The organism is Metabacillus idriensis (genome assembly GCF_050483325.1).
GTDB classification, from domain to species: Bacteria; Bacillota; Bacilli; order Bacillales; family Bacillaceae; genus Bacillus_P; species Bacillus_P idriensis_A.
In genome coordinates, this window is sequence record NZ_JBCMYF010000021.1 from 77,425 (window position 1) to 95,400 (window position 17,976).

The following is a 17,976-nucleotide window of genomic DNA, read 5'->3' on the forward strand; positions in this document are numbered from 1 at the left end:
AAAGGATGGATGTAAATGGCGAAAAAAGAGCTGGGAACGTGTGAACTATGCAGACGGCAGGAAGCTGAAACGACGGAGCACCATTTAACACCAAAAGAAAAAGGCGGGACCTTTTTGCCGACAGCACTGCTCTGCATACCTTGCCACAAGCAAATTCATGCTTTGTATACAAATGATGAGCTTGCCATCCGTCTGAATACGATAACTGAATTGAGGAATGATCCAAAACTTGCAAGCTATGTAAAGTGGATCCGCAAGCAGCCTTCTTCTAGACTAGTCCGGACCAAAAAATCAAATGAGCGGAAGAAAAGAAAATAACCTGACATGAAAATGACGTGCTGTCGAACAGGCACGTCATTTTAGTTATTCCCAACAATATTTTGATCATTTATATCAGGATCGAGTGAATTAGTCGCACTGACAATATTGTTGACAATGATAAAGTCCCCGGTATTTCCTCCGCCGGAACCGGATGCAGTCTTTGATGAACTCTTAGGGGAAAGATAAAATGAGTCACCGAAGTTTACAACACCGCCGCCAACGGAGTTAATGCAGATTGGACCTATTATAGCTGGCATGAATGAACATCCTTTGGCTTTCTGTCATATTCACAGTCTATGCATCAAGGCTGTTTGCGTTCATTCCGGCTTAGCAATTGTCTGATGTGCTTCACGCGTGACTCAGCTGAGATGGTATTTGAGGAGCCGAAATGAACAACACTTGATGAAGAAATAGATGTTACTTTGACAGCCCCAACTTTGATTGTTGGATTTACATGAAAAAAAGCTGTCTGAATATTTTCTGTGATAAGAGGTTTCGGCAAAAGCTCTGAATAAATATTATATTGTTTTAAGTCACCCTCGTTGCTGAGTTCGATTTCTGCTTCCCTTTGCACCGCATATACTTTAACTCGGGGAACGATATCTACACTGTCCCCGATTTGAAAAATGGAACTGAGTCCGATTGAGTCAACATACGCCTTGTTAACAATCGATAATCGATTAATCATAGCGGCTTACGCTGGTGCAAGAGGGACAAATGGACCGATAATCAGTGATTCTGGCGGCGTATCAAAAACAGATGACAGTGTTATGCAGTTGGCATCGCCAATCAGGAAGACGCTGGAACTTGCTACAGCAGTAACCCGAATGGCTCCAACTGAAAGCTCTTTATTTACAACGCTGAAATTCATGTGTTGCTGTCAGCTCCTTCTTCTGGCAGGGCTTGGATAAAGTACGTAATAGAACGTTCCACATCCTGCTTCACTTTAGATGTAATATCTTCAATCTGCGCGCTGACAGGCACGGATTCATTATAGGTCCCCTGTTTTAAGTAGAATTTAATCCGGCTGTCAATTTGCTTGCGGATATCTTCAATAATAAATTCTTTATGCGCATCATCAAGCTCATAGTTATTTTGAGCAGCGAGCTGTTCAATGTATTTGACGCAGTCTTCGTTCAGAAAAGCGGCCAGCCGTGCCTGAACAGCTTCAAATATTTCTTCCTCGCGCTTCGCAGTATCTCCCTGGTTCACTTGAAGTCCATTCTGATCCACCTCAAAATTTTCAATCTGATCGGGGACCGTTGGATTGAGTCCTATGTTCAATGTTCCCTCAAGAGTTTCTACTTTTAATTGATCAAATTTGTATTCTATTTTTTCAATTGTTGTGCTGGGGCGTTTTTTTAACTCCTCTATTTCATCCATCATGGCAGAAAGAGCGGATTCAAGTTTTTTGATTTTCTCATCCTGAGCCTGAACGATTCCATATAAATGCTGTATACACTGCATCATTGACTGATCATAGTACAATTTCATTCACCCCGCTTATAAAATCGCGTACACAGTATCTAGGTTCCATTATATGCAGGCGATTGAAAATGGGTGAATGCCTATGCTGGATTAACTTGGTGCCAGCGGAACAAAAGGACCTTCGGTTTGAATCTGGCCGCCCGGAGGTTCAGCCGGCGGGGCAGGTGCAGTAAATGATCCAGTATTATAAAGGTTTGCGAGCGGCTTAATAATACCAGCGCTGCCAATTTGAAGGACGGAAGAATTGCTCACGGCATCAACTTTCAAATAATTAATTTGGATCGTCTGGTTAATGTAAAAATTCATGTTCTCACCTCATTTATCCCGCATTAACGGGCAGTAATACCTTTAATCAAGACTTGAGAGGGAAAGGAAAGATGGGCAGGCAGGGAAACTGCCTGTCAAAGCCCTCTTTGATTCCACAAAACCCAGGAGTGTGCTGAATGGAGGAACCATGAGCCCCTTTGATTCCACAAAACCAGTGAGTGTGCTTAATGGTGGAAACAAAAGCCCTCTTTGATTCCACAAAACCTGGGAGTGTGCTTAATGGTGGAATCATATGCCCTCTTTGATTCCACAAAACCATGAGAGTGTGCTCAATGGAGGAAACAAAAGTCCCTTTGATTCCACAACCCGTGAGTTTGACCAATGGAGGAAACAAAAGCCCCCTTTGATTCCACAAAACCCAGGAGTGTGCTGAATGGCGGAAACATGAGCCCCTTTGATTCCACAAAACCAGTGAGTGTGCTTAATGGTGGAATCATATGCCCTCTTTGATTCCACAAACCATGAGAGTGTGCTCAAAGGAGGAAACAAAAGCCCCTTTGATTCCACAAAACCCGGGAGTATGCTCAAAGGAGGAAACAAAAGCCCCCTATGATTCCACAAACCCTGTGAGTGTGCTCAAAGGAGGAAACAAAAGCCCTCTTGATTCCACAAAACTCAGGAGTGTGCTGAATGGAGGAAACATGAGCCCCTTTGATTCCACAAAACCCAGGAGTGTGCTGAATGGCGGAAACATGAGCCCCTTTGATTCCACAAAACCAGTGAGTGTGCTTAATTGTGGAATCATATGCCCTCTTTGATTCCACAAACCCTGTGAGTGTACTCAAAGGAGGAAACAAAAGCCCCTTTGATTCCACAAAACCCGTGAGTGTGCTTAATGGTGGAATTATATGCCCTCTTTGATTCCACAAACCATGAGAGTGTGCTCAAAAGAGGAAACAAAAGCCCCTTTGATTCCACAAAACCCGGGAGTATGCTCAAAGGAGGAAACAAAAGCCCTATTTGATTCCACAAACTCTGTGAGTGTACTCAAAGGAGGAAACAAAAGCCCCTTTGATTCCACAAAACCCGGGAGTATGCTCAAAGGAGGAAACAAAAGCCCTCTTTGATTCCACAAACCCTGTGAGTGCGCTCAATGGAGGAAACATACTCCCCTTTATGCATTCCCAACTACCGGCTGGTCAATCGTGTCATTATCATAAGCATTCGTGACACTATTTTGATTGTTAATGCTCAAACCGTCTCCTGTATTGAAAGACCCAGCCCCTGCAAAGGTTTTGACTTCGCTGTATGGCGAGATGGTAATTACATCCCCGATATGAACAATGCTGCTCGTACCAACGGCATTTACTTTAAATGCTCCTACTATGGCTGGCATATTCCGACATCCTTTGCTTTGAGGTAAAGTATTGCACCTGTAAATATCGTATGAAAAATAGGCAGACTTGTGATAGGTGCGGAGTTATTTAGCGGATAAGGGGAGTGGGATAACTGCTGAAAATAAAAAAGGACCCGCAAATATTGCAGGTCCTCTCAACAGCAGTTTTCCTTTTTTGTTACTTCATTCCGGAGATCGTATATCCTTCAATAATGTGCTTCTGAAATAAGATGAAAATGAGGATAATCGGAACGACCATAAAGGTGGATCCTGCCATTTGCAGGGCAAAGTTTCCTCCATACTGGCCTTTTAATAAAGACAAACCAACTGAGAGGGTATAAAGTGCTTCGTCATTTGCGATAATTAATGGCCATAAGAAGCTGTTCCAACCTGCAATAAAGGTAAGGATTCCCTGGACAGCAAGAATCGGCTTGGAGATCGGCAGGACGACTTGAAGGAAGACGCGGAACTCGCTTGCCCCATCAAGTCTTGCAGCCTCAAGTAATTCATCCGGTATAGTTGACATGAATTGTCTGAACAGAAAAATGCTGAAGGCTCCGACAAGACCCGGCAAGACAATTCCAGCCATTGTATTTGTCAGCTGCAATTGATTTAAAATTAAGTAAACAGGAATCATAGTAACTTGTCCGGGAATCATCATTGTAGCAAGCACCATATAAAAAATCTTTTCTCTTCCTCTGAATTTGAATTTTGCAAAGGCATATCCCGCCATCGCATTTAGAAACAATCCGGCAAACGAAAAAAGCACTACGATAATGGTGTTTTTTAAGTAAACGGCAAAATTCATGTTGACGAAAAGATTGACAAAATTTTCAAGAGTAAATTCACTTGGCCATAGGGTTGGCGGTATTTGCATGACTTCACTCTCAGTTTTAAATGCCGAGAGAATCATCCATATGAATGGGATGGAGATAAGAAAGCCGCCAATTGTTAAAATGATGCCAAGTGTCCACTGTTTATAACGCTCTTTTTCAGTTAAATACACAGGCTGTTTCATTGTTTTTGTTTTCATTGCACTCACCTCTTCATCCTCAATAATCAACATCTTTTTTCTGTAATCTGAATTGAATCATTGTCACAATGATGATGGCGATAAACAAGATAAACGAGCCAGCAGCAGCGTATCCGAAGTTGCTGAGCTGAAATCCATTGCGGTAGATAAATAATGCGACGGATGTTGTGCTGTCAAGCGGTCCGCCCTTTGTCATAATAAATGGCTCCTCGAAAAATTGCAGCCAGCCGATCATCGTAGTAATGGAGACAAAGAAAATCGCATAGCGGAGCAGGGGAATGGTGATTTTTGTTAACTGTTTCCAATCACTTGCACCGTCAAGCTGAGCCGCCTCATAATACGTTTTGGGAATACCCTGAAGTGCTGCTAAAAAAATGATCATATTAATTCCGATTGCACGCCATAAAGCTAAAGCGATTAAAGATACTTTTGCCATTACAGGGTGCTGCAGCCAAGGGACGGGAGGGATGTGAAGCAGCTCCAATATGTAGTTGAACAAACCGAATTGAGGGTTATATAAATAACTCCATACTACGGCAACTGCTACAACATTCGTGATTGAAGGCATATAGAATACAGCTCTGAAGGCTTTGAAAATACGTGCTTTTCCATAGTTAATAAGCAGAGCGATTCCAAGAGAACAGACAATGACAAGCGGAACCCCAAAGATTACGTAAAAAAGGGTGTTTAGGATAGATTTAATGAAGATCTCATCGCTTAAAACATCCTGATAATTCTGCAATCCAATAAAGCTTATGGTTGACCAATCTGCCAAGCCTGCTAAATCAATATCTGTGAAACTGATAATCAGAGCCACAAAGATCGGCAGCAAAGAAAACAAGAACAACAAGAGTATTGCAGGCGCTATGAAGAAATATGGTGTTTTGTTGTTAATGATGCTTTTCAAGGGAATCCCTTCTTTCACGTTAGCCAATAATGGATAATGGCTGACAGACAGAGGATTCTGCCTGTCAGCTCAATACTGTCACTTTATTTGTTTAAAATTTCTTCGGACTTCTTATTGAATTGATCTAATTCTTTTTCTATATCTGAGCCGCCGCGGTAAATCTTTTCAAACGTGCTTAGGTAAGTTTGGGCAATTTTTTCCCATTCTTTCATTACAGGCATTGCTTGTGAGTGCTCCATTTGCTCTCCAAACGTCTTGTAAAGCGGGTTTTCTTTTAAAGATTCATCTTCCCAAGCTGCTTTTGTTGATGGAAGTGAATTAGTCATTTCCATCCACTTAAGCTGTGTTTCAGGTTTATTCATGTACGCTAAGAATTTTAGAGATGCATCTTTATTTTTTGTATGCTCAAAAATTGATAGATTTGATCCGCCAAGTGCAGAGATGTTATTTTCTTTTGCAGGAAGAACAGCAGTAGCCCATTTCCCTTCAAGCTCTGGAGCCTGGTCATTAATCAGTTTAATCATCCATGGTCCGCTGATGAACATTGGAAGAATTCCGTCATCGCGGAAGCCTTGGATGATATCTATTCCCAGTTCATCTTTAGGTGCTGATCCATTCTTGAAAAATCCGTTTAAGTACTCTACAGCTTCAGTAAATTCCGGTTCGTTGAACAGCGGCTTATTTTGGTCATCAAGCAGAGTTGAACCATTTTGTCTTGCGAACATGAATGCCAAGCTTTGTTCTTTAGTATCAAGGCTTATTCCATACTTGCCTTTTCCGCGTTCAGCTAATTTTTTTGCAGCATCCTGAAGTTCATCCCATGTCTTTGGAGCTTCGTTATAGCCTGCTTCTTTCAGTAAATCAGTACGATAATAGAGAACGCGCGTATCAATGTACCAAGGCACTCCTACCGTTTTATCTTCAAATTTAGTTGTTTCTACGGAACCTTCATAATACTTGGCAGGATCAAGCTCCGGATAATCTTTTATGTGAGGTGTTAAGTCCATTAATGCATTTGCAGAAGCAAATTCAGGAATCCATGTTGTTCCCATCTGCAGAACATCCGGGCCTTTTTTTGAAGCAACAGCGGTTAATAATTTATCATGTGCTGTATCCCATGGGATTGCCTGAACCTTTACATCAATTTTCGGGTTTTCCTTTTCAAATTCATCAGCAATTTTTGGAAGGGATTTTGCTTCCTCACCCATGCCCCAGACAGTGATGGTCGTTTTATCGGATGATGCTGAATTACTTGAGCAGCCTGCCATCACACCAGAAACAAGCAAAGTTCCTAATACAGCAGCACTGATCCATTTTTTGTTCTTAAATCTTGCAGATTTCTTCATTTTATTTCCCCCAGTTCATGTAATTCATTGATAAGAAGAATCAATGGTGTAAACGATAAGCATTAAGAGAGTATGCAAAGTGAAAGATTGAAAGATTTAACCCATCCCCCTTTGGTGAAACGTTTCTATTAATAAGAAAAAAATATAGATTGACTGAATGCAGCGGCCTTATCCCTTTGTATGAACAATACAAGGAATAAAACGAATTGTAGAAACGTTTCGATAGGGTTATTATAATGGAGTGTGTAATCGTTTTCAACATAAAAATTTTGGATTTTATTCATTTTTCCAACAAAATTCTATTATTTATTCGCTGATAAATAGGAAAATAAGAGATTTACCTCTGTTAAAAACGTTTCGATATTGTTTGACTCACAAAATGAAAGCGTTTATAATCCAATTAAATAGCAAATCGAAACGTTTTTATTACATACTTTTTAAAAGTTATCAATATATGGGGGATGAAAAATAGTGAAACAGAAACTGAACTCTATGATCCAGAAGATGACACTAGATGAAAAGATAGCTCAGTTTATGCAGCTGGCGACTCCATTTTATAAAGGAGCAAGCAGTGAAGGGCAAATAACAGGACCCATGGCAGATATGGGAATCACAAAGGAAGTCATTCAAAACAGCGGATCTGTTTTAGGTGCATCAGGAGCAAAAGAAACCATGGACATTCAAACTGCCCATATGAAAGAAAACCGATTAGGAATTCCGCTTTTATTCATGGCGGATGTTGTTCACGGATATAAGACTATTTTTCCTATACCCCTTGCAATTGGATGCTCATGGGATACCGAATTGGCTGAAAAAAGCGCGGAGATTGCGGCTGAAGAATCTGCTGTGTCCGGTGTGCATGTTACGTTTGCCCCTATGGTTGATTTAGTGCGAGATCCGAGATGGGGACGAGTGATGGAATCTACGGGAGAAGATCCATATCTTAATAGCCGGTTTTCAGAAGCATTTGTCCGCGGTTTTCAAGGGACAGATTTAACATCCGATCTGAATCGGGTTGCGGCATGCGTGAAGCACTTTGCAGCATATGGTGCTGCTGAAGGCGGACGTGACTACAATACCGTTGATATGTCAGAGCGCGCGCTGCGTGAATATTATCTTCCTGCTTATGAGGCAGCGCTTGATGCAGGCTGCGAGATGGTTATGACGGCTTTTAATACAGTAGATGGCATTCCTGCAAGCGGCAATAAAAAGCTGATGCGGGATGTACTGAGAGATGAATGGGGATTTGACGGAGTTCTTATTTCTGATTGGGGAGCAGTCAAAGAGCTGATTCCGCATGGCGTCGCAGCTGATGAATCAGAAGCGGCACTTAAAGCTTTCCGGGCAGGAGTTGATATTGAAATGATGACTGCCTGTTACGTCAGGCATTTAAAGAGTTTAATAGAAGCAAATTTGCTTGATGAAAAGCTTGTTGATGAAGCAGTCTTAAGGATTTTGGAGCTGAAGCAAAAATTAGGATTATTTGATAACCCGTACCGGGGGGCGGATGTGCAGCTTGAAAAAGAGGTTGTTCTTTGCGCGGAACACCGTCTGACAGCGAGAGTACTTGCAGCAAAATCTTGTGTTCTATTAAAAAATGAAAGCGTTCTTCCATTAAACACCAGCCAGAACATTGCTCTTATTGGACCGTTTGCTGAAAGCGGCGATCTTTTAGGGCCGTGGTCATGGCTCGGTTCCCAAGATGAAACTGTAAAACTCTCAGACGGGTTTAAAATGAAACTGGAATCTTCAAAGCTCCAAACTGCCAGGGGCTGTGAAATAGAAGAGGGGAATCAAAGTCAGCTTGAGGAAGCTCTTGAGGCAGCACAAAAAGCGGATGTGATCGTGCTTGCTTTAGGCGAGCATTCTGGTATGAGCGGTGAAGCAAAAAGCAGGTCAAATATCCGCCTTCCTGAAATACAAGCTGAATTAATCAAAGCGATGAAACAGCTGAATAAACCGATTGTAACGGTGCTCTTTAATGGCCGGCCTCTGGATTTGACCGGTGTGATCGATCAATCGGATGCTTTACTTGAAGCATGGTACCCAGGGACAGAGGGCGGTGCAGCCATAACAGATTTGTTATATGGTGATGTTAATCCATCAGGACGTTTATCCATGTCATTTCCACACTCTGTCGGACAAGTGCCAGTCTATTACAATTGCTTCAGCACCGGCCGCCCGCCTGAAAAGGCTCAGGATGAGTACGTTTCAAAATATTTGGATATCCCAAATGAACCGCTTTTACCGTTTGGGTTCGGCCTTAGCTACACAAGTTTTGCATATAGCGAAGCAAGCCTCTCCAGGGATGCCATTAATGAAAAAGAGACTTTGCAAGTATCTGTGAAGGTGACAAATACAGGTGAAGCATCCGGAGAAGAAACGGTTCAACTATACGTTCAAGATCTGGCAGGAGAAGTAGTCCGTCCTTTAAAAGAACTGAAAGATTTCAGGAAAGTTCTTCTGCACCCTGGGGAAACAAAAGAAGTGACGTTTGAATTATCCGAAGCAAAGCTTCGCTATCATCATTCAGACCTGACATTTAAAAGCGATCCAGGCAAGTTTTATATCTATATTGGTGCAAACAGCACGGATGTTATTGCTCTGCCATTCGAATTATTGAAAGAAAATGAGGGATAAAAACATGACAACAATGACTGGTTCAACAATTGAAATCAAAGCAGGAGATATTTGCTTCAGCTTTTTAAACAGCGGAGATCTGAGACTTGCCTCCCATAAAGATACAATGATTAATCAGTGGATCTCAAACCCTATAGACGGATCATTAAATAATCTGTATTTGCGCTTGCATAAAGAAAATGAGATTCAGTTTTTTCCTTTGATTGGTGTACAGTCTGACAGCAAAGTTTCTTTTACAGACTCTGAGGTTATTTGGACTGGAAAAGCTGAACAAGTATCCTATCAAGTGACGTTTCAATTAACAGAAAGAGGCATTTGGTATTGGAATGTGGAGCTTGAAGGGAATGACGTGATTGCGGACGTGATTTACGGTCAAGATCTGGGAATTGCAAACAAAGGCGCAGTCCGTACAAACGAAGCATACCTCTCTCAATATATTGACCATCGTGTCTTTGAACATGAGCGTTTTGGGTATGTTGTGTGCTCCCGCCAAAACCAGCCTCAGAGCTCCGGATTTCCTTATATTCAGCAGGGTGCTCTGACAAAAGCCGCGGGCTATTCAACAGACGGATATCAGTTTTATGGCTTATCTTATAAAGAAACAAATATTCCACAAGCATTAACTAAAGAAAATCTGGCAAATGAAGTGTACCAATATGAATTTGCCTATACAGCTCTTCAATCGGAACGAGTGAAATTGGCAGGGAAAGCACAGATTGTTTTTTACGGCCTTTTCAAAGAAAATCATCCTGAAGCCGTTGCTGCACTGGAATACGCAAATGAGGCAGAGGATGCATGGAATAAAGGCAAGACAGAAAGCAAGAAAGACTTTCAGTTTATTGAAAAGATATCACCATCTTCTGACATAGGAACGCCTCTTGAGACACTTTCTATGACAATTGAAGAAGTGAATCAGTACTTTCCGGACAGACATCAGGAAGAATGGGACGGAGATACCCTGCTTTCTTTCTTTACAGATACACATGAGCATATTGTTTTAAAGGAAAAGGAAATGCTAGTCGAACGTCCTCATGGTCATATTTTGATGACAGGGAACAATGACAGGCTCTCTGATCAAATTATTACGACGTCTTCCTTTATGTATGGTGTGTTCAATTCGCAGCTTGTAATCGGAAATACTTCTTTTAATAAAATGCTGACCAATACCCGAAATGCACTGAATGTAATAAAAACCTCTGGCCAGCGCATATATGCGGAAATAGATGGAGTTTATCAGTTATTAACTATGCCGTCTATGTTTGAAATGGGATTCAATTATGCCCGCTGGTACTATAAGCTTGAAAAAGATATGCTGATCATTACAAATTTCACGACAGTTGATTCTCCGGAAATTCAGTTACATGTCCGTTCTCAAAATGGCAGCGCATATCGCTGCCTTGTCACACACCAAGTTTCAATGAACAATAATGAATATGAAACATCGTTCAAAATGGAGAAAGATGGTCAAACCCTCACTTTTCATGCAGATGCTGCAGCAGACAGTGCTGGTGTTTATCCGGAGTTAATGTATCGTCTTCAGGTAGAAGGCTCAGATGCGGTGATCAAAGATGAGCGGGCACTTGCCGAAAATGCTGAGCCGATGTCAGCTTCCTTAGTTGTGATGGAGTTATCTGCGTCAAGTAATTGGAACATAGTCTTCACAGGACATCTTCACGGGGAAGAAAGATCTGCATCAGTTCTTGATGCAGAACAGGAAATCGAACGATACCGCGAATTTTATAAAAAAGTCATGAATGGTTTCCGTTTGTCATTGCCTGACGGGAAAGAAGAAGTTGAAAAAGTGAACGACCTTGCCTGGTGGTACACACATAATATGCTTGTCCATTATTCAGTTCCCCACGGTCTGGAACAATACGGAGGGGCTGCATGGGGTACACGGGATGTGTGCCAGGGGCCAGCTGAATATTTCATGGCGACACAAAAATATGATTCCGTCCGCGAAATTATCAAAACCGTATACTCCCACCAGTATGAGGATGATGGGAACTGGCCGCAATGGTTTATGTTTGACAGCTATTCTAAAATCCAGCACGGAGAAAGCCACGGCGACATTATCGTCTGGCCGCTTAAAATACTTGGTGATTATCTTGCTGTTACAAAGGACTACAGTATTCTAACTGAAAAAGTGCCGTATACAATCCGCGGATCCTTTCAATTTACGGACACAGAAAAAACAATTTTAGATCATGCCAATAAGGAAATTGACTATATTAAACAGCACTTTCTGCATGACACTTATCTGTCTTCCTATGGTGACGGAGATTGGGACGATACTTTGCAGCCTGCAAATGCCAGCCTGAAAAAATATATGGTCAGCAGCTGGACAGTAGCCTTGACATATCAGGTCATCAGCCAGTTTTCACAAGTTCTTTTGGAAGTGGATGAAAAAGAGGCTGACAGTCTTGAAAAACTAGCTGCAGGAATTAAAGCTGATTTTAATAAATATATGCTTCAGACGGATGTGATTCCCGGATTTATTTACATGGAAAAAATGGGCGGGGAAGAGCTTATGCTGCACCCGGAAGATACAAAAACAGGCATCAGCTATCGTCTATTGCCGATGACGCGGAGCATGATCAGCGAACTGCTTACGCCTGAACAGGCTGAAAGACATTATCAGCTGATTAAACAGGAACTTTATTGCCCGGATGGAGTCCGCTTAATGAACCGTCCTGCAAAATACGCAGGAGGGGTAAGCACTCATTTTAAACGGGCGGAACAAGCAGCCAATTTTGGCCGTGAGGTAGGACTTCAATATGTTCATGCACATATCCGATATGTAGAAGCTATGGCTAAGCTTGGAAAAGTGGATGAGGTTTGGGACGGACTTTCCATAATTAATCCAGTTGGCATTAGTCAGACTGTTCCAAACGCTGAACACCGCCAAAGCAATGCATACTTCAGCAGTTCAGACGGGAAATTCAATAACCGCTACGCGGCACAGGAAAGATTTAACGAATTGCGTGATGGCAAAGTCCCTGTTAAAGGGGGATGGAGAATCTATTCAAGCGGTCCTGGCATTTATATGAATCAATTGATTTCCAATTGCCTCGGAATCAGGCAAGTTCAAGGTGACTTAGTCATCGATCCCGTGGTTCCTCAAAGGTTAGACGGCCTTAAATTTCAATTTGAGTATGATGGACAGAAAATTACGTTTACTTACCGCATAAAAGGTGAAAAACTAAGCCATGTTCTAATTAACGGGAATGAGATTGAAGGGGAAATCCTGAAGAATCAATACAGGGAGAGCGGCATTCGCATTCCAAGAACAGAACTGGAAAAATGGCTTGAACACCATACAGCTGAGATTGACATTTTTATGTAATAAACAGCAGGCGGTCATGATTGACCGCCGTATTGTATAATAGCTGTAATGTTAAGGGAAGAGATAGGAGAGAGTTTCTTGGTCAGTATTAAAGATATCGCTAAAAAAGCAGGAGTTTCCATTTCAACGGTATCCTATGCGCTAAACGGCAGCCCAAAAGTTACAGAAGAAACCTCCGCGAAAATATTAGCCATTGCCAAAGAATTAAATTATATTCCTAATGCAGCGGCCCGTAACCTTAAAAAGAGAGAGACGAAAGTGATCGGTGTCTATTTGACTGATTTCAGCGGAGCATTTTACGGCCAATTGCTTCAGGGGATATTGGAATCTCTCAGCAGAAATGATTATGGACTGATTGTCTGCAGCGGGGAGCATTCTCATCGGTACTTGCCTGAGCGCATGATTGATGGTGCGATTATTCTCGATTCGACGTTTTCAAGCGACGAACTTTTGTTGTATGCAGAGCGGGGACATAAAATAGTAATACTCGACAGGCAAATCGAACATCCAAATATTAATCAGGTTTTATTGGATAATAAAGCGGGTGCCACACTTGCCATTGATCATATCGTTGAGAAAGGACATACAAAACTGTATGTGGTCACGGGTCCTGAAGATTCATTCGATTCGATGCAGAGATTAAACGCAGTAAGACAGGCTGTACAAAGGTATCCTCATATTGAATATACAGAAATTCAAGGTGATTTTACTAAAGAAGCGGGAGAGCGGGCCGCAGAGCAAATCATTAATGAATATGATCAAATTGCTGCAGCCTTTTGTTTAAATGATGAAATGGCGATTGGCATGTACAATTACTTGGCTAATACAGAGTTCAATGCAGGAGAGCATATTCATATCATCGGCTTTGACAACCTGGAGGTTTCACATCATACCAAGCCCCGGCTAGCTACGATTGACTATTCAAAACGCAGGTGGGGTGCGGTTGCTTCAGAGCAATTGTTGAAACTGATCAAAGATGTGCCTGCAGAAAATGAACGGATTTATGTGACCTTGGTAGAAGGCGAATCAATTGGAGATGCGGGTTAAAGGATTATGAGGCGGGAGTGGAAGGGATCTGTTAGGATTCTTTCCATTCCCGTCTTTCGTTTGTCTAATGTAAAATTAGATTTTACCGGATATAAGAGCTGAAATCTTAAGCAAAATTCTGTTTTAGTATCTGGCTGCACGGTGTCATGTATTTCTTTTTCAGAGAAGATGTTTCATACTATAGACAGAATGAGAGGACAGCAGATTTATAGTCTCTCTTAATTAAATGTTTGAAAAGAGGTTCAAGAAAGCATGTCGAGAGTTCTAATACTGGCAGAAAAACCTGATCAGGGGCGTAAACTCGCTGCTCCGTTTCCTTTTGTAAAAAGAGAGGGATACCTGGAGATTGGGTCATGCTCTGTTTTTCCAAATGGTGCGAAGGTCACGTGGGCAATCGGCCATTTAGTCGAGCTTAAAAATCCTGATGAATATAAAGATGAATGGAAAAAGTGGAGGCTTGAAACACTGCCGATTATTCCGGACCAGTTTTTGTATAAAGTAAGTAAAGGAAAAGCAAAGCAATATAAGATTGTTAAAGAGCTATTAAAAGAAGCAGACGAAATTATTATAGGTACAGATCCGGCCCGTGAAGGAGAAAACATCGCGCGGCTGCTGATCATGATGGCCGGCGCAAATCAAAAGCCGATAAAACGTCTCTGGACGTCTTCATTAACCGAGAATGCGATTGTAAAAGGCTTTAATGAGCTGTATGACGGCAGTAAAACAATTCATTTATTCCACGAGGCCCAAGCGCGGCAAATATCGGACTGGCTTGTCGGATTAAATGCAAGCAGGCTCTATACCCTGCATCTTCAAAAAAAGGGGATCCGCGATGTGTTCAGTGTCGGCCGAGTTCAAACCCCTGTATTAAAATTAATTTATGACAGGCAAAAAGAGATCGAAAATTTCAAACCGCAACCTTTCTTCGAGATGCAGGCAGCCTTCAAGGTCGAGAACGGAAAGTATACAGGCAAGCTGAAAGGCCGTTTTAAAACGTCTGAAGAATTGTTTTCGGCAGTAGCACCTGATATCACGGCAAATCAGAAAACGTATGATGCAATGGTTAAAAGTACAGAAGTTGCTGAAAAACGCGTGCCTTCACCAAAGCTTCACAGCTTATCAACTTTGCAGGCAAAGCTGAATAAACAACGGAAAATGAGTCCGAGCCAGGTGCTGAAAACGGCTCAATCATTATATGAAAAAGGATACATTTCCTATCCGCGGACAGATTCGCAATATATTACAGATGAAGAGTTCAGTTATATTAAAGCAAATATCAGCCAATATCAGCAGGCACTATCCCTGTCGATTAATCCTGTGCGGCTGCATCCAACAAAGAGATATGTAGATTCTAAGCGAGTCAGTGATCATTATGCGATCGTACCGACTGAAAAGAAGGTCAGTTCAGCTGTTTTCAGCTCTTTTAGCTATGAACAAAAATCCGTTTATGAAGAGGTCATAAAAACAGCACTTGGAATGTTCATGGAAGATTATGTGTACGATGAAACAACCATTATCACTTCTATTGGAAAAAATGATTTTATCAGTAAAGGCAAAACGCTGAAGAATCCTGGCTGGAAATCACTATATCAAAAAGAACCTGCAGAAGCAGATGAAAAAAAAGAGGATCAAATGCTTCCGAAAGTTACAAATGGGGAAGCAGCTGCAGCCTCTGTGAATGTAAAGGATGGCATGACGCAGCCGCCAAAACCTTACACTCAGGGCCAGCTGATTACCCTTATGAAAACGGCAGGCAAGCATGTTGAAGACAAAGAAATGAGAGAAGCGCTGAACAGCACCGAAGGACTTGGAACGGAGGCAACCCGCTCTGGAATTATTGATACATTGCTGATGAGGAAATTCATTGAAGTCAAAAAGAATGAAGTATTCGTTACAGGAAAAGGGGAAATTCTCTGTGAAGCTGTTGAGGGCACACTCCTTTCAAAACCGGAAATGACAGCTAAATGGGAGGTTTATCTGAAAGGCATCGGCAGCGGGGAAAAGTCAAAAGACGTATTTATTGATACAGCCAAAAAATTCTGTTTCACATTGCTTGATCAGGCTAGTGTGAGCATGGAGAAGCTAGAAGTGACTGCACCGCCGGCTGCAGATACAAGAGAAGCCATTTGTATTTGCCCTGCCTGTAAAAAAGGCAGCATCATGGACCGCAAGACTTTTTACGGATGCACAGATTACAAAACAGGCTGCAAGCAGACGTTTCCGAAAAAGCTATTGGGCAAATCGATTTCAGCGGCACAAATTAAACAGCTGTGTCTTAAAGGGAAAACGAATAAGCTGAAAGGTTTTAAAGGCAAGAAACCGTTTGATGCAAGCCTTGTTCTTAAAGAAGGAAAAATAGAATTTTCTTTCTCTTGACAGTTCCATTTTGTCAGACTTAAAAGAGAGAATATGGACTGGGTAAAATGGGGTTGATGCAACTGAATCAGAAAAGAGAGGTTAGGCAATGTGATATGATATTGCTTAACTAGATGAAATTGGAGGCTGCAATGGATTCATTACACGCAATACAAAAAAAAGACAGGCTTCATTCCCTTGATATTTTAAGGGGTCTATCTCTGCTTGGGATTCTATTGGTGAATATGAAATCGTTCCATGAGCCCGCACTGTACAAAAGCAGTTTTGTCAGCAGCACGGCAGCCCCGGACAGGCTGATCGAACAATTCATCAATTTGTTCGCGCAAGCGAGTTTTTATCCGCTTTTTTCCTTTCTTTTCGGTGCGGGCAGTGTGATTTTTTATGAGAGGGCAAAGAAAAAAGGACATTCGTTTGGACGGTATTACTCTAAGAGGCTGATTGGTCTTTTTATGATCGGTATTCTTCATGCCGCTTTTGTATGGCACGGGGACATCCTGACAAATTACGCAATCATCGGGTTTATCTTTATGTTTTTTATTAAATGGAGTGCTGGGCGCCTCATGAAGTGGGCACTGTGGATTCTGATCCTGCCGAACCTCCTGATTACGCTTGCTTTGATGGCGGCATATTTAGGAGAACCATTAAGTCTTGATGCTGAAAAATATGGATCACAGGAAGCCATCCAGCAATCATTGGATGTCTATTCGACAGGAAGTTTTATTGAAATCACCCAGCAGCGTCTGACGGATTGGGCTTATGTAAACAATGCGGAGAATGCCGTTTTCCTGATCGCATCCATTCTTCCGCTGTTTATGCTTGGTGCGGCAGCTTATAAAAGAGGCTGGTTTCATCAGCCGATGGTAAAAGAATGGAAACGCACGGCACTCATTACAGGTGCTGCGGCTGCCGTTTTTAAAGGCATGCCCTATTATTGGAATGAAAGCATTCTTACTCAGCATTTGCAATTATCATTAGGAGGTCCTGCTTTAACCCTGTGTTATGTATCACTTGTCCTGATGGTTTTAACTAAATTTAAGTTCAGGCTTGAGCCAATTAGAGCTGTGGGAAGGGGCTCTTTGAGCAATTACCTTATGCAATCGGTTGTATGCGCGTTTATCTTTTATTCTTATGGTCTTGGATTCTATGGTGAAATCTCTGAATGGACAGGGTTCGTGCTGGTTTTCATTATTTACGGGATGCAGGTATTTTTAAGTCACCTTTGGTTTAAGCGCTCCCGATTTGGGCCGGCTGAATGGCTGCTGCGGAAGTGGATCTATTTTTCGCCGCGCTAATTGACGGCAGTCTGAAGGGATCTGTGCTGTTTAAGCTGCTGTTTAATTTGTTCAATAATCAATAAATCAAGTTCCTGGCTGCGGCGAACGGTTTCTGATGAGTTCATGCCGTATTCTTTTGCAGATTCAAAAAGTTTTTGTCTGTAGTTTTCAATTTCGTTCAGTGCCATGATCTTTTCTCCAACTTTCGGTTTAATATGTCCTGTTTTTTCAGGCGGAAAGTGTATTTAAAGTGTGAAATTGATTCCTTATAATGCATCTCTTCATAGGTAATAAGCTTATTATACACAGGGTTGTACAAAATGGTTTACATTCGCTAAAATAACAAAAAACATTACAGATTTCTACAATCAGCGGCTGTTTGCGGGTAGCTGAGAGTGATCTATTTCACTCATTAATTACCTGATTTATAAGAGAAAACTTCTTCTTGAGTTGAAACTTCATCTGTTTTATAGAGGAAATATGTCATTGTTTAGCGAATATTTTACAAAAGAGAAAGCAAGGAATCATTAAATGT

At 41.7% G+C, this 17,976-nt stretch carries 16 protein-coding genes; 6 read left to right on the forward strand and 10 right to left on the reverse strand.

Annotation, left to right across the window (positions count from 1 at the left end):
• Positions 1 to 15 precede the first annotated feature (15 nt).
• The gene (locus tag ABEQ24_RS13090) at positions 16 to 318 is read left to right on the forward strand and encodes an HNH endonuclease (protein WP_430007190.1); all 303 of its coding nucleotides are present in this window, start codon (positions 16 to 18) and stop codon (positions 316 to 318) included.
• Positions 319 to 359: 41 nt separating this feature from the next.
• Here the strand turns inward: ABEQ24_RS13090 and ABEQ24_RS13095 are convergent, their stop codons facing one another.
• From ABEQ24_RS13095 to ABEQ24_RS13135, 9 genes are all read right to left on the reverse strand, one after another.
• A complete protein-coding gene (locus ABEQ24_RS13095; protein WP_430007191.1) occupies positions 360 to 578 on the reverse strand; it encodes a spore germination protein in 219 nt (72 codons plus the stop codon).
• A gap of 44 nt (positions 579 to 622) precedes the next feature.
• Positions 623 to 1,009, reverse strand: coding sequence for a spore germination protein GerPE (locus ABEQ24_RS13100; RefSeq protein WP_430007192.1), 387 nt, complete (start codon positions 1,007 to 1,009; stop codon positions 623 to 625).
• 6 nt (positions 1,010 to 1,015) lie between these two features.
• On the reverse strand, positions 1,016 to 1,192 hold the full coding sequence (locus tag ABEQ24_RS13105) for a spore gernimation protein GerPD (protein ID WP_430007193.1): 177 nt from the start codon (positions 1,190 to 1,192) through the stop codon (positions 1,016 to 1,018).
• Positions 1,189 to 1,815, reverse strand: coding sequence for a spore germination protein GerPC (gene gerPC / locus ABEQ24_RS13110; RefSeq protein WP_430007194.1), 627 nt, complete (start codon positions 1,813 to 1,815; stop codon positions 1,189 to 1,191). Before gerPC ends, ABEQ24_RS13105 begins: the two co-directional genes overlap by 4 nt.
• An 84-nt stretch (positions 1,816 to 1,899) precedes the next feature.
• Positions 1,900 to 2,115 carry a spore germination protein GerPB gene (locus ABEQ24_RS13115; protein WP_430007195.1) on the reverse strand — a complete coding sequence of 72 codons (216 nt, stop codon included), beginning with the start codon at positions 2,113 to 2,115 and terminating at the stop codon, positions 1,900 to 1,902.
• Between the two features lie 1,135 nt (positions 2,116 to 3,250).
• Positions 3,251 to 3,472: a spore germination protein gene (locus ABEQ24_RS13120; RefSeq protein ID WP_430007196.1), complete on the reverse strand. Its 222-nt coding sequence runs from the start codon at positions 3,470 to 3,472 to the stop codon at positions 3,251 to 3,253.
• 178 nt (positions 3,473 to 3,650) lie between these two features.
• Positions 3,651 to 4,505, reverse strand: a complete 855-nt coding sequence (locus ABEQ24_RS13125; protein ID WP_430007197.1) for a carbohydrate ABC transporter permease — start codon at positions 4,503 to 4,505, stop codon at positions 3,651 to 3,653.
• 19 nt (positions 4,506 to 4,524) lie between these two features.
• Complete coding sequence (locus tag ABEQ24_RS13130; RefSeq protein WP_430007198.1) at positions 4,525 to 5,412, reverse strand: carbohydrate ABC transporter permease; 888 nt, start codon at positions 5,410 to 5,412, stop codon at positions 4,525 to 4,527.
• An 83-nt stretch (positions 5,413 to 5,495) separates the two neighbouring features.
• Complete coding sequence (locus tag ABEQ24_RS13135) at positions 5,496 to 6,758, reverse strand: sugar ABC transporter substrate-binding protein (RefSeq protein ID WP_430007199.1); 1,263 nt, start codon at positions 6,756 to 6,758, stop codon at positions 5,496 to 5,498.
• 471 nt (positions 6,759 to 7,229) lie between these two features.
• Here ABEQ24_RS13135 and ABEQ24_RS13140 point away from each other — a divergent pair, with 471 nt between their 5' ends.
• The 5 genes from ABEQ24_RS13140 to ABEQ24_RS13160 all read left to right on the forward strand — a co-directional run bounded on the left by ABEQ24_RS13140 (position 7,230) and on the right by ABEQ24_RS13160 (position 17,459).
• Positions 7,230 to 9,398 (forward strand): glycoside hydrolase family 3 N-terminal domain-containing protein, encoded by a 2,169-nt coding sequence (locus ABEQ24_RS13140; RefSeq protein ID WP_430007200.1) that lies wholly within the window; start codon positions 7,230 to 7,232, stop codon positions 9,396 to 9,398.
• 4 nt (positions 9,399 to 9,402) lie between these two features.
• Entirely contained in the window at positions 9,403 to 12,744 is a 3,342-nt protein-coding gene (locus tag ABEQ24_RS13145) for a GH36-type glycosyl hydrolase domain-containing protein (RefSeq protein ID WP_430007201.1), read from the forward strand.
• Between the two features lie 78 nt (positions 12,745 to 12,822).
• Positions 12,823 to 13,791: a LacI family DNA-binding transcriptional regulator gene (locus ABEQ24_RS13150; protein ID WP_430007202.1), complete on the forward strand. Its 969-nt coding sequence runs from the start codon at positions 12,823 to 12,825 to the stop codon at positions 13,789 to 13,791.
• Between the two features lie 252 nt (positions 13,792 to 14,043).
• Positions 14,044 to 16,167 carry a DNA topoisomerase 3 gene (locus ABEQ24_RS13155; RefSeq protein WP_430007203.1) on the forward strand — a complete coding sequence of 708 codons (2,124 nt, stop codon included), beginning with the start codon at positions 14,044 to 14,046 and terminating at the stop codon, positions 16,165 to 16,167.
• A 131-nt stretch (positions 16,168 to 16,298) separates the two neighbouring features.
• Entirely contained in the window at positions 16,299 to 17,459 is a 1,161-nt protein-coding gene (locus ABEQ24_RS13160; RefSeq protein ID WP_430007204.1) for a DUF418 domain-containing protein, read from the forward strand.
• Here the strand turns inward: ABEQ24_RS13160 and ABEQ24_RS13165 are convergent.
• Entirely contained in the window at positions 17,456 to 17,629 is a 174-nt protein-coding gene (locus tag ABEQ24_RS13165; protein ID WP_430007205.1) for an aspartyl-phosphate phosphatase Spo0E family protein, read from the reverse strand. The two genes, ABEQ24_RS13160 and ABEQ24_RS13165, sit on opposite strands and share 4 nt — an antisense overlap.
• Positions 17,630 to 17,976: the final 347 nt, after the last annotated feature.